This is a genomic window from Streptomyces sp. NPDC045955 (assembly GCF_056430805.1).
In genome coordinates this window covers 35606-47347 of sequence record NZ_JBWKKY010000006.1, presented here as the reverse complement: position 1 = coordinate 47347, position 11742 = coordinate 35606, and the positions used below count along the sequence as shown (strand labels likewise).

Genomic DNA, 11742 nt, shown 5'->3' with positions numbered 1-11742 from the left:
GTGGCTCCCTTACTGCGGCATACGGCATCCGGCTAGGGTGGGTGGCCAACGCAAGGCACTCGCGGGAGCCCGGACGCACCGGGCTGAGAGGGAGGCTGGCGGCCTCCGACCGTACGAACCTGATCCGGGTCATGCCGGCGAAGGGAGGGGCTGGACGCCCATGTCGCGTACGCGCACGTCAGACGTCCTCGTCATCGGGGGCGGGATCATCGGCCTGGTCACCGCGTGGCGGGCCGCGCAGCGCGGGCTCGCCACGGCCGTGGTGGACCCGGAGCCGGGCGGTGGAGCCGCACAGGTGGCGGCCGGGATGCTGGCCGCCGTCACGGAACTGCACTACGGCGAGCAGACCCTGCTCGGGCTGAATCTGGCCTCCGCCCGGCGCTACCCGGACTTCGTGGCCGAGCTCACCGAGCAGGCCGGCCACGACCTCGGCTACCGCCGGTGCGGCACGCTCGCCGTGGCCCTGGACGCCGACGACCGGGCCCACCTGCGCGAACTGCATGCCCTGCAGCAGCAGTCGGGCCTGGAGTCGCAGTGGCTGTCAGGGCGGGAGTGCCGTCGGCTGGAGCCGATGCTCGCACCGGGCGTGCGCGGCGGGCTGCGGGTCGACGGGGACCACCAGATCGATCCGCGGCGGCTGGCCGGGGCGCTGGTCACCGCGTGTGAACGGGCCGGTGTGGTGTTCCACCGGGCGTGGGCGGAGCGGCTCACGGTCGCACGGGACCGGGCCACGGGCGCCGTCACGGACGACGGCACCCCGCTGGAGGCCGGGCAGGTCGTACTCGCCGGGGGCAGCCTCAGCGGGCGGCTCGCGGGCGTCCCGGCGGATGTGCTGCCGCCCGTGCGGCCGGTGAAGGGGCAGGTCGTACGGCTGACCATGCCGCAGCGGCACGGGCCCTTCCTGAACCGGACCGTGCGCGCGGTCGTGCGCGGCAGCCACGTCTACCTGGTGCCGCGTGAGAGCGGCGAGCTGGTCGTCGGGGCGACCAGTGAGGAGCTGGGCTGGGACACCACCGTGACCGCGGGCGGCGTGTACGAGCTGCTGCGCGACGCGCACGAGCTGGTCCCGGGCATCACCGAGCTGCCCCTCACCGAGACCCGGGCCGGACTGCGCCCCGGCTCCCCCGACAACGCCCCCCTGCTCGGCCCGACCGGGCTGGAGGGGCTGCTGCTGGCCACCGGGCACTACCGCAACGGCGTCCTGCTCACGCCGGTCACCGGCGACGCCATGGCGCACGTCCTGGCGACGGGCGAGCTCCCCGAGGAGGCCCGCCCCTTCACGCCGAAGCGCTTCAGCACCGCCACCGCACTCACGGAGCAGCCCGCATGAACATCTCCGTCAACGGGGAGCCCCGGGAGGTCCGGCCCGGTACGGCTCTCGACACCGTCGTGAAGTCCCTCACCGCCGCGCCGTCCGGCGTGGCCGCCGCCCTGAACGAAACCGTCGTTCCGCGCGCGCAGTGGCCGTCCACGCCCCTCGCCGAGGGGGACCGCGTGGAAGTCCTCACCGCCGTCCAAGGAGGCTGATCATGGCCGACGATCCGTTTGTCCTCGGTGGTACGTCCTTCACCTCCCGCCTGATCATGGGTACGGGCGGGGCACCCAGCCTCGACGTGCTGGAACGGTCGCTGGTCGCGTCCGGGACGGAGCTGACGACGGTCGCGATGCGCCGGGTGAACGCCTCGGTGCACGGCTCGGTGCTGTCCGTCCTCGACAAGCTCGGCATCCGCGTCCTGCCCAACACGGCGGGCTGCTTCACCGCCGGTGAAGCCGTCCTCACGGCCCGTCTCGCGCGCGAGGCCCTCGGCACGGACCTGATCAAGCTGGAGGTCATCGCCGACGAGCGCACGCTGCTGCCGGATCCGATCGAGCTGCTGGAAGCGGCCGAGACGCTGGTCGACGACGGGTTCACGGTGCTGCCGTACACCAATGACGACCCCGTGCTGGCGCGGAAGCTGGAGGACGTGGGTTGCGCGGCGATCATGCCGCTCGGCTCGCCGATCGGCTCGGGGCTGGGCATTCGCAATCCGCACAACTTCCAGCTGATCGTCGAGCACGCGCGTGTGCCGGTGATTCTGGACGCGGGGGCCGGTACGGCGTCGGACGCGGCGTTGGCGATGGAGCTGGGGTGTGCGGGTGTGATGCTCGCATCGGCGGTGACGCGGGCGCGGGAGCCGGTGCTGATGGCCGACGCGATGCGGCACGCGGTCGAGGCGGGAAGGTTGGCTTATCGGGCGGGGCGTATTCCTCGGCGGCATTTCGCGGAGGCGTCCTCGCCGGTGGAAGGGCTCGCCCAGTTGGATCCGGAGCGGCCTGCCTTTCAGTGACTGGGGTACCTCCCAGGCACTCAAGGCACTTGGGGACACGCCTGCCCGCAGCGGCGGCGGTCTGACGCACGTCACAGGTCCGCTTCAGTCGGGCTCCGAAAGTGGGCGGGGCGATGGAGCTGTCAGTCATGGCTCGTACACTCGCCTGCGTGGACACGACCCTTCAGGACCCCTTGGTCGGGCAGGTGCTCGACGGCCGGTATCGCATCGACGCGCGGATCGCGGTCGGCGGGATGGCCACGGTCTACCGGGCCGTGGACACCCGGCTCGACCGGGTCCTCGCACTCAAGGTGATGCACCCCTCGCTCGCGGTCGACGGCTCGTTCGTCGAGCGGTTCATCCGCGAGGCGAAGTCGGTGGCCCGGCTGGCGCACCCGAACGTGGTGCAGGTCTTCGACCAGGGCACCGACGGCGGTTACGTCTACCTCGCCATGGAGTACGTCGCGGGCTGCACCCTGCGGGACGTGCTGCGCGAGCGCGGGGCCCTGCAACCGCGTGCCGCCCTGGACATCCTGGAGCCGGTGCTGGCCGCGCTGGGCGCCGCGCACCGTGCCGGATTCGTGCACCGGGACATGAAGCCCGAGAACGTCCTGATAGGAGACGACGGCCGGGTCAAGGTCGCCGACTTCGGCCTCGTACGGGCCGTCGACACGGTGACGAACACCACCGGCACCGTCCTCGGCACGGTCTCGTACCTCGCCCCCGAGCAGATAGAGAACGGCACCGCCGACCCCCGCGTCGACGTGTACGCGTGCGGCGTGATGCTGTACGAGATGCTCACCGGCGACAAGCCGCACGACGGCGACTCCCCGGCCGTGATCCTCTACAAGCATCTGCACGAGGACGTCCCGCCGCCCTCGGCCGCCGTGCCCGGTCTGGCGTACGAGCTGGACGAGATGGTGGCCTCGGCGACCGCCCGCACCCCGGACCTCCGCCCGCACGACGCGGTGGCGCTGCTCGCGCAGGTCCGCGACGGGCGCGGGCGGCTGACCGCGGAGCAGCTGGACGCGGTGCCGCCGCAGGCGCTCGCCGCGGACCACGTCAACGCCGACGACCGTACGAGCGTGATCCCCCGCGCGCTGGCCACGCCGCGCCCGCTGCCCGTCAACGAGGAGGAGGGCTCCGCGGCCGCGCTCCACCGCACCAGCCGCTTCGAGTCCCCGCCGCCCCCGCCGTCCCGGCGCCGCTCGGGGCCCCGGCGCGGTCCCATGGCGATCCTCGTCGCCGTCCTGCTCGTGCTCGGACTGGGCACCGGCATCTGGTACATCAACTCGGGCCAGTTCACCGAGGTGCCCCGGCTGCTGTCGAAGACCGAGGAGCAGGCCCGCAAGCAGCTGGAGGAAGCCGACCTCGAGGTCGGCAAGGTCAGCCACGCCCACAGCGACACGGTCAAGCGCGGCACGATCATCGGCACCTCCCCCGAGCCGGGCGCCCGTATCCGCGTCAACGACTCCGTGTCGTTCACGGTCTCCGACGGCCCCGAGACCGTCCGGGTGCCCGCCCTGGAAGGCCGGCGGCTGGACAAGGCGCGGTCGCTGCTGCAGGAGGACGGCCTGGAGCCGGGCATGGTCACCCGGGAGTTCAGCGAGGACGTGCCCAGGGGCTCGGTGATCTCCGCGCGGCCGGCGGACGGCACGAAGGTGCGCGCGGGCTCGGCGGTCGCGCTCGTCGTCAGCAAGGGCAGCTCCATCGACATCCCCGACGTCACCGGTGACGACCTGGCCGACGCCAGGGCCGAGCTGACGGACGCCGGTCTCAAGGTGAAGGTCGCCACCGAGCGGGTCACCTCCTCCGAGTTCGACAAGGGCCAGGTCGCCCGGCAGAGCCCGAACCCCGGCGGCCGGGCGGCCGAGGGCGACACGGTGACGCTGACGGTGTCCAAGGGCCCGGAGATGATCGAGGTCCCGGACGTGGTCGGTGACGGCGTCGACGACGCCACGCGGGAGCTGAAGGGCGCCGGGTTCCAGGTCGAAGAGGACCGCGGCCTGCTCGGCCTGTTCGGCGACACCGTGAAGGACCAGTCCGTGAAGGGCGGCGAGACCGCGCCCAAGGGCTCGACGATCACGATCACGATCAGGTGAGGGACCGGACAGGGAGCCCGTGGACGGGGCCGGGCCGGGCGCATGGCACCCTGAACGGGTGAATCATCAGCTGTCCGGCCCCTCCCGCAACCCCGTGGGCGGCCACGTCCCCGTGGCCGGTGGGCTCCACTCCGTCGGCCTGACCTACGCCCGTGACCTGAAGGCCGAGACCGTCCAGGTCTTCGTCGCCAACCCGCGCGGCTGGGCCACTCCGTCCGGCAATCCGAAGCAGGACGAGGCGTTCCGCGCCGCGTGCGAGGCCGAGTCGATCCCGGCGTACGTGCACGCCCCCTACCTGATCAACTTCGGCTCGCACACCGAGGCGACCGTGGAGCGGTCGGTGGAGTCACTGCGGCACTCGCTGCGCCGCGGACGGGAGATCGGGGCGCTCGGCGTGGTCGTGCACACCGGCAGCGCGACCGGCGGCCGGGAGCGGTCGGTGGCGCTGAAGCAGGTACGGGAGCGTCTGCTGCCGCTGCTCGACGAGCTGACCCACGACGACGACCCGTATCTGCTGCTGGAGTCGACCGCCGGCCAGGGCGCCTCCCTGTGCTCACGGACCTGGGACTTCGGCCCGTACTTCGAGGCGCTGGACGCGCATCCGATGCTGGGCGTGTGCCTGGACACCTGCCACATCTTCGCCGCCGGGCACGACCTGACCGGCCCGTCCGGCATGCACCGGACACTGGACCTGCTGGTGGACACGGTCGGCGAGGGCCGGCTGAAGCTGATCCACGCCAACGACTCCAAGGACGTGGTGGGCGCGCACAAGGACCGGCACGAGAACATCGGCGTCGGCCACATCGGCGAGGACCCGTTCCGGGCCCTGATGACGCACCCCGCGACCGAAGGCGTACCGCTGATCATCGAGACGCCGGGCGGCAAGGAGGGGCACGCGGCGGACGTGGAACGGCTGAAGAAGCTGCGCGACTGCTGAAGACCGCACCGTCAGAGGTCGGGGCCGTCCCCCGGCTCCTCCTGGTACGAGTAGCGCTGCTCCTGCCACGGGTCGCCGATGTTGTGGTAGCCGCGCTCCTCCCAGAAGCCGCGCCGGTCGGCGGTCATGTACTCCACGCCGCGCACCCATTTGGGGCCCTTCCAGGCGTACAGGTGGGGCACGATCAGGCGCAGCGGGAACCCGTGCTCGGCGGTGAGCAGCTCCCCGTCCTTGTGGGTGGCGAACAGGACGTGCTCGGAGGCGAAGTCGGACAGCCGGAGGTTGGAGCTGAACCCGTACTCGGCCCACACCATCACATGGGTGACGTCGTCGGCCGGCGGCGCGATGTCGAGGATCGTGCGCGCGGGGACGCCGCCCCACTCGGCGCCCAGCATGCTGAACTTGGTGACGCAGTGCAGATCGGCCACGACGGTGGTGTACGGCAGAGCCGTGAACTCCTCGTGGGTCCAGCAGTGCTTGCCGCCGTCCGCCGTGGCGCCGAAGACCCTGAACTCCCAGCGCTCGGGCCGGAACTTGGGGACGGGCCCGTAGTGCGTGACCGGCCAGCCGCGCTGCACCCGCTGTCCCGGCGGAAGCCCGGGCTGCGTCGCTCCTGCCGGATCGCGCCCTTCTCCCGATTCGTGTCCCACCGGCTGACCCATGGCTCCATCCTGACAGACCCCCGGTGATGCCCCCGACCGGGGCAACCCCAAAACAGGGCAATGAGAACTAAGCATGCCCTTACTTAGTAAGTGAAGACTTACTGGACGATCTTCGCCGCCGGTGGAATCATGCGGCGCAACCTGCCAGTTCCCCCCGCGCGGAAGGAGCCTCTGCGATGCAGGGCGACCCCGAAGTCCTCGAATTCCTCAACGAGCAGTTGACCGGCGAGCTGACGGCGATCAACCAGTACTGGCTGCACTACCGGATCCAGGACAACAAAGGCTGGACCAAGCTCGCCAAGTACACGCGTGAAGAATCCATCGACGAGATGAAACACGCGGACAAGATCACCGAACGCATCCTCATGCTGGACGGTCTGCCCAACTACCAGCGACTGTTCCATGTCCGGGTCGGTCAGACGGTCACCGAGATGTTCCAGGCGGACCGGCAGGTCGAGGTCGAGGCGATCGACCGCCTCAAGCGCGGTATCGAGGTGATGCGCAGCAAGGGCGACATCACGTCCGCGAACCTCTTCGAGTCGATCCTCGAGGACGAGGAGCACCACATCGACTACCTGGACACGCAGCTGGAGCTCATCGACAAGATCGGCGAGGCGCTGTACATCGCGCAGCAGATCGAGCAGCCGAGCTAGGGCCTGTCGTTTGGATCAGGTCGCAGGAAAGCGACCGTGCTGTTCAGCGCCGGTAGGCCCTAGCGGCCCTAGGCGGCGTCTTCCAGCTCCGCGAGTACCGGCTGACCCCGGTCGGCCATCTCACGGCGAGGGCACGCACCCCTGCCCAGAATCGCCTGGATGCGGCGAACGCACGACCCGCAGTCCGTGCCCGCCTTGCAGGCGGAGGCTATCTGCCGGGGAGTGCAGGCGCCGCCGTCCGCGTGCTGCTTGACCTGCTGCTCGGTGATCCCGAAGCAACTGCACACGTACACGCGGTCCACCTCCCAACAGGTCGTTCCAAGGCGCCGTCCCCGTTGATCGGTGAGGCTAACCTAACCTTACCCGCCGGGTCGGAGGCACAAAAGTCGAAAGGGGCGCGGATCGTATGTGATCCGCGCCCCAGTCGATGTCGGGTAACAGGCGAACCCGTTACTGGTCCCTGTACATCTCGGCCACGAGGAACGCCAGGTCCAGCGACTGGCTGCGGTTGAGCCGCGGGTCGCAGGCCGTCTCGTAGCGCTGGTGCAGGTCGTCCACGAAGATCTCGTCGCCGCCGCCCACGCACTCGGTGACGTCGTCGCCGGTCAGCTCCACGTGGATGCCGCCCGGGTGGGTGCCGAGCGCCTTGTGGACCTCGAAGAAGCCCTTGACCTCGTCGAGCACGTCGTCGAAGCGACGGGTCTTGTGCCCGGAGGCCGCCTCGTAGGTGTTGCCGTGCATCGGGTCGGTGATCCAGGCCACCGTCGCGCCGGAAGCGGTGACCTTCTCGACCAGCTCGGGCAGCTTGTCACGGACCTTGTCGGCGCCCATGCGGACGATGAAGGTCAGCCGGCCGGGCTCGCGCTCCGGGTCGAGGCGCTCGATGTACTGCAACGCCTCCTCGGCCGTGGTCGTCGGGCCGAGCTTGATGCCGATCGGGTTGCGGATCCGCGAGGCGAACTCGATGTGCGCGTGGTCCAGCTGCCGGGTGCGCTCGCCGATCCACACCATGTGCGCGGAGACGTCGTACAGCTGCCCCGTGCGGGAGTCGACCCGGGTCAGGGCGGACTCGTAGTCGAGCAGCAGCGCCTCGTGCGACGAGAAGAACTCGACGGTCTTGAACTCCTCCGGGTCGACCCCGCAGGCGTGCATGAAGTTCAGCGCGTTGTCGATCTCGCGGGCGAGCTGCTCGTAGCGCTGGCCGGACGGCGACGACTTCACGAAGTCCTGGTTCCAGGCGTGCACCTGGCGCAGGTCGGCGTAGCCGCCGGTGGTGAAGGCGCGCACCAGGTTCAGCGTGGAGGCCGAGGCGTGGTACATCCGCTTCAGGCGCTCGGGGTCCGGGATCCGGGCCTCTTCGGTGAAGTCGAAGCCGTTGACGGAGTCGCCCCGGTACGTCGGCAGCGTCACGCCGTCGCGGGTCTCGGTCGGCTTGGAGCGCGGCTTGGAGTACTGGCCGGCGATGCGGCCGACCTTCACGACCGGCACGGACGCGGCGTACGTCAGCACGGCGCCCATCTGGAGCAGCGTCTTGAGCTTGTTGCGGATGTGGTCCGCGGACACCGCGTCGAAGGCCTCGGCGCAGTCGCCGCCCTGGAGGAGGAACGCCTCTCCCTTGGCGACGGCCGCCATCCGGGCGCGCAGCTGGTCGCACTCGCCCGCGAAGACGAGCGGTGGATACGACTCGAGGTCCGCAACGACTGCGCGCAGAGCCTCGGTGTCGGGGTACTCGGGCTGCTGCGCCGCGGGCAGGTCTCGCCAGGTGTTGCCAGCACTCGTGCTGGTCTTAGCGTTCACGGTCACGGCCTCAACATTACGGGGTCGTGTCGGGCGTCCTGACCCATGCCCAGCAATTGAGACACGGGGTACACGACTCGGACATGGGGTAGGGTGCCTGCCATGTTCGCGCACTCGATCCAGACCTGGTGGTGGACCGCTCATCCGGCGGCCCACTGACTGCGCGTACGACAGACTTCGCGAAGGCCGCCCGAGGGCGGCCTTCGGTGTTTCCCTTAGGTCCGCTCCTCACCGACATCGATCGCCGTCGATCGACAGCCACGGAGGAACCATGGACCTGACACAGCTGCTGCACGAGCCCCGCCCCTTCGCCCTGCTCCGCCGCCGCACCCCGGGCCACGACCACGACCTGATCGAGGTCCTCATCGGCCCGGTCACCACGTACGACCGCCTCGCCGACCTCCCCGACGAGGGCCTGGCGCTCGTCCCCTTCCGGCAGATCCGCGAGCGCGGCTTCGACGTCCGCGACGACGGCACACCGCTGTCGGTGCTGACACCCGTGGAGTCCTACGGCGTCCCGCTCGCCGACGCCCTGGAACAGCTCCCGGCACACGACGTGCGGGTCGAGGGCGGCGGCTTCGACGTCGATGACGAGCAGTACGCGGAGATCGTCGGGCGCGTGCTGCGCGAGGAGATCGGGCGGGGCGAGGGCGCGAACTTCGTCATCCGGCGGACGTACGAGGGGGAGATCCCCGGCTTCGGCCGGGCCGACGCGCTGGCGCTGTTCCGGCGGCTGCTGGAGGGCGAGCGGGGCGCGTACTGGACGTTCGTCGTGCACACCGGAAATCAAGAAGGGCCCGAAGGGCCTTCCTTGGAGGGGCGGGGGCGGGAGACGGGCGGGCGGACGCTGGTGGGGGCGAGCCCGGAGGTGCACGTGCGGATGTCCGGCGGCACGGTCGTCATGAACCCGATCAGCGGCACGTACCGCTATCCCGCCGCGGGGCCGACGCCCGAGCACCTGCTGGACTTCCTCGCCGACGGCAAGGAGATCGAGGAGCTGTCGATGGTCGTCGACGAGGAGCTCAAGATGATGTGCACCGTCGGCGACATGGGCGGGGTCGTCGTCGGGCCCCGCCTGAAGGAGATGGCGCACCTCGCGCACACCGAGTACGAGTTGCGCGGCAAGTCCTCGCTGGACGTGCGAGACGTGCTGAAGGAGACCATGTTCGCGGCGACCGTCACGGGCTCGCCGGTGCAGAACGCCTGCCGGGTCATCGAGCGGCACGAGGTCGGCGGGCGCGGGTACTACGCCGGTGCGCTGGCCCTCCTCGGCCGGGACCCGGGCGGCGCCCAGACCCTCGACTCCCCCATCCTCATCCGCACGGCCGACATCGGCGCGGGCGGCCGGCTGCGGGTGCCGGTGGGCGCCACGCTGGTGCGCGGGTCCGACCCGGCGGGCGAGGTCGCGGAGACGCACGCGAAGGCGGCCGGGGTGCTGACGGCGCTGGGCGTACGGCCGGGACGGCCGCGCGAGGAGTCCGTGGGGCCGCGCCTGGCCGACGATCCGCGCGTGCAGGCGGCGCTCGACGGGCGCCGGGCCTCGCTCGCGCCGTTCTGGCTACGGATGCAGGAGCCGTCCGGGGAACTCGCCGGACACGCCCTGGTCGTCGACGGCGAGGACACCTTCACGGCGATGCTCGCGCATGTGCTGCGGTCGGGCGGACTGGAGGTGACCGTCCGCCGGTACGACGAGGACGGGCTCCGCGAGGCGGTGCTCGCGCACGAGGGCCCGGTCGTGCTCGGCCCGGGCCCCGGCGACCCCTCCGACCTCGCCGATCCCAAGATGCGGCTGCTGCGGAGTCTCACCGCCGAGGTCATCCGTGAGCACCCGCACGGCGTGCTCGGCGTCTGCCTCGGGCACGAGCTGATCGCGGCCGAACTGGGGCTGGAGATCGTACGGAAGGAAGTGCCCTACCAGGGGGCGCAGACGACGATCGATCTGTTCGGGCGGCCGGAGACGGTCGGTTTCTACAACAGCTTCGTGGCGCGCTGCGACGAAGGGGCCCGTCAGGAGCTGGCCGCCCACGGCGTGGAGGTCAGCCGCTCGGCGAACGGGGAGGTGCACGCGCTGCGGGGGCCCGGATTCGCGGGGGTGCAGTTCCATCCCGAGTCGGTGCTGACGCTGAACGGGGCGCGGGTCGTGCGGGACCTGGTGGGACAGCTGCGGGGCACGAGCGCGCCCTCGGTGTAGCCAGGTGCCGGTCGGGGCCGTACGGCCCCGACCGGCACCTGGAACAGGCGGTCAGCCGAAGAACACCCCGACCTCCTCGTACAGCGTCGGGTCCACCGTCTTCAGGCGGGCCGTCGCGTCCGCGACGGGGACGCGGACGATGTCCGTGCCGCGCAGGGCGACCATCGTGCCGAAGTCGCCGTCGCGGACGCAGTCGATGGCGTGCAGGCCGAAGCGGGTGGCGAGCCAGCGGTCGAAGGCACTGGGGGTGCCGCCGCGCTGGATGTGGCCCAGGACCGTGGTGCGGGCCTCCTTGCCCGTGCGCTTCTCGATCTCCTTGGCGAGCCACTCGCCGACCCCGGACAGCCGGACGTGCCCGAAGGAGTCCAGCGACTGGTCCTTGAGGACCATGTCGCCGTCCTTGGGCATGGCCCCCTCGGCGACGACGACGATCGGCGCGTACGACGCCCGGAAGCGGGACGTCACCCAGGCGCACACCTGCTCGACGTCGAAGCGCTGCTCGGGGATGAGGATGACGTTCGCGCCGCCGGCGAGGCCCGAGTGCAGGGCGATCCAGCCGGCGTGCCGTCCCATCACCTCGCAGACCAGGACCCGCATATGGGACTCGGCGGTGGTGTGCAGCCGGTCGATGGCCTCGGTCGCGATGCCGACCGCCGTGTCGAAGCCGAAGGTGTAGTCGGTGGCGGACAGGTCGTTGTCTATCGTCTTCGGCACGCCCACGCAGGGCACGCCGTACTCGTCGGACAGCCGGGCGGCCACGCCCAGCGTGTCCTCGCCGCCGATGGCGATGAGCGCCTCGACCTCCAGCGCGGCGAGGTTCTCCTTGATCCGGCGGATGCCGTCCTGCTCCTTCAGCGGGTTGGTCCGCGAGGAGCCGAGGATGGTGCCGCCGCGGGGCAGGATGCCGCGCACGGCGGGGATGTCGAGACGGACGGTGGCGCCTTCCAGTGGACCGCGCCAGCCGTCCCGGAAGCCGGTGAAGTCATAGCCGTACTCCTGCACGCCCTTGCGGACGATGGCCCGGATGACGGCGTTGAGCCCGGGGCAGTCGCCGCCTCCGGTCAGTACTCCGACCCGCATGGAATGTCCCTTCG

General features: G+C 70.9%; 12 protein-coding genes and 1 riboswitch. Of the genes, 8 read left to right on the top strand and 4 right to left on the bottom strand.

Going from position 1 to position 11742, the window contains the following annotated elements; all coding sequences use genetic code 11:
- Nucleotides 1-51: 51 nt before the first annotated feature.
- A riboswitch (TPP riboswitch) is annotated at nt 52-163 on the top strand.
- The 5 genes from thiO (at nt 161) to AC07F0_RS13970 (ending at nt 5345) form a co-directional block, all read left to right on the top strand.
- Entirely contained in the window at nt 161-1330 is a 1170-nt protein-coding gene (gene thiO / locus AC07F0_RS13990) for a glycine oxidase ThiO (protein WP_478978344.1), read from the top strand. It overlaps the preceding riboswitch by 3 nt.
- The gene (thiS, locus tag AC07F0_RS13985) at nt 1327-1527 is read left to right on the top strand and encodes a sulfur carrier protein ThiS (protein ID WP_436730689.1); all 201 of its coding nucleotides are present in this window, start codon (nt 1327-1329) and stop codon (nt 1525-1527) included. The genes thiO and thiS overlap by 4 nt, the downstream gene beginning before the upstream one ends.
- Nucleotides 1528-1529: 2 nt before the next feature.
- The gene (locus AC07F0_RS13980) at nt 1530-2327 is read left to right on the top strand and encodes a thiazole synthase (RefSeq protein ID WP_436730690.1); all 798 of its coding nucleotides are present in this window, start codon (nt 1530-1532) and stop codon (nt 2325-2327) included.
- Nucleotides 2328-2476: 149 nt separating this feature from the next.
- Nucleotides 2477-4408 (top strand): Stk1 family PASTA domain-containing Ser/Thr kinase, encoded by a 1932-nt coding sequence (gene pknB, locus AC07F0_RS13975; protein ID WP_478978341.1) that lies wholly within the window; start codon nt 2477-2479, stop codon nt 4406-4408.
- Between the two features lie 58 nt (nt 4409-4466).
- Nucleotides 4467-5345 (top strand): deoxyribonuclease IV, encoded by an 879-nt coding sequence (locus tag AC07F0_RS13970; RefSeq protein ID WP_478978338.1) that lies wholly within the window; start codon nt 4467-4469, stop codon nt 5343-5345.
- A gap of 11 nt (nt 5346-5356) precedes the next feature.
- Here the strand turns inward: AC07F0_RS13970 and AC07F0_RS13965 are convergent, their stop codons facing one another.
- Nucleotides 5357-6007 (bottom strand): sulfite oxidase-like oxidoreductase, encoded by a 651-nt coding sequence (locus AC07F0_RS13965; protein WP_243380970.1) that lies wholly within the window; start codon nt 6005-6007, stop codon nt 5357-5359.
- Nucleotides 6008-6183: 176 nt separating this feature from the next.
- On the opposite strand from AC07F0_RS13965, the gene bfr reads away from it, so the two are divergent.
- Nucleotides 6184-6660 carry a bacterioferritin gene (bfr, locus tag AC07F0_RS13960; protein WP_020272982.1) on the top strand — a complete coding sequence of 159 codons (477 nt, stop codon included), beginning with the start codon at nt 6184-6186 and terminating at the stop codon, nt 6658-6660.
- 68 nt (nt 6661-6728) lie between these two features.
- On the opposite strand, the gene AC07F0_RS13955 is transcribed toward bfr, so the two are convergent.
- On the bottom strand, nt 6729-6962 hold the full coding sequence (locus AC07F0_RS13955; protein WP_020272981.1) for a (2Fe-2S)-binding protein: 234 nt from the start codon (nt 6960-6962) through the stop codon (nt 6729-6731).
- Between the two features lie 148 nt (nt 6963-7110).
- The gene (locus AC07F0_RS13950; RefSeq protein WP_478978335.1) at nt 7111-8463 is read right to left on the bottom strand and encodes a class II 3-deoxy-7-phosphoheptulonate synthase; all 1353 of its coding nucleotides are present in this window, start codon (nt 8461-8463) and stop codon (nt 7111-7113) included.
- A gap of 96 nt (nt 8464-8559) precedes the next feature.
- On the opposite strand from AC07F0_RS13950, the gene AC07F0_RS13945 reads away from it, so the two are divergent.
- The gene (locus tag AC07F0_RS13945) at nt 8560-8616 is read left to right on the top strand and encodes a trp operon leader peptide (protein WP_082319877.1); all 57 of its coding nucleotides are present in this window, start codon (nt 8560-8562) and stop codon (nt 8614-8616) included.
- Nucleotides 8617-8728: 112 nt separating this feature from the next.
- The gene (locus tag AC07F0_RS13940) at nt 8729-10648 is read left to right on the top strand and encodes an anthranilate synthase family protein (RefSeq protein ID WP_478978332.1); all 1920 of its coding nucleotides are present in this window, start codon (nt 8729-8731) and stop codon (nt 10646-10648) included.
- Nucleotides 10649-10699: 51 nt separating this feature from the next.
- Here AC07F0_RS13940 and AC07F0_RS13935 read toward each other — a convergent pair whose 3' ends face one another.
- Entirely contained in the window at nt 10700-11728 is a 1029-nt protein-coding gene (locus tag AC07F0_RS13935) for a 6-phosphofructokinase (protein ID WP_478978329.1), read from the bottom strand.
- Nucleotides 11729-11742 lie beyond the last annotated feature (14 nt).

Coding starts and splice junctions, on each gene's coding strand:
- AC07F0_RS13965 (WP_243380970.1), bottom strand. CDS start 6,007: ATGGGTCAGCCGGTGGGACACGAATCGGGAGAAGGGCGCGATCCGGCA.
- AC07F0_RS13935 (WP_478978329.1), bottom strand. CDS start 11,728: ATGCGGGTCGGAGTACTGACCGGAGGCGGCGACTGCCCCGGGCTCAAC.
- thiO (WP_478978344.1), top strand. CDS start 161: ATGTCGCGTACGCGCACGTCAGACGTCCTCGTCATCGGGGGCGGGATC.
- AC07F0_RS13940 (WP_478978332.1), top strand. CDS start 8,729: ATGGACCTGACACAGCTGCTGCACGAGCCCCGCCCCTTCGCCCTGCTC.
- bfr (WP_020272982.1), top strand. CDS start 6,184: ATGCAGGGCGACCCCGAAGTCCTCGAATTCCTCAACGAGCAGTTGACC.
- AC07F0_RS13980 (WP_436730690.1), top strand. CDS start 1,530: ATGGCCGACGATCCGTTTGTCCTCGGTGGTACGTCCTTCACCTCCCGC.
- thiS (WP_436730689.1), top strand. CDS start 1,327: ATGAACATCTCCGTCAACGGGGAGCCCCGGGAGGTCCGGCCCGGTACG.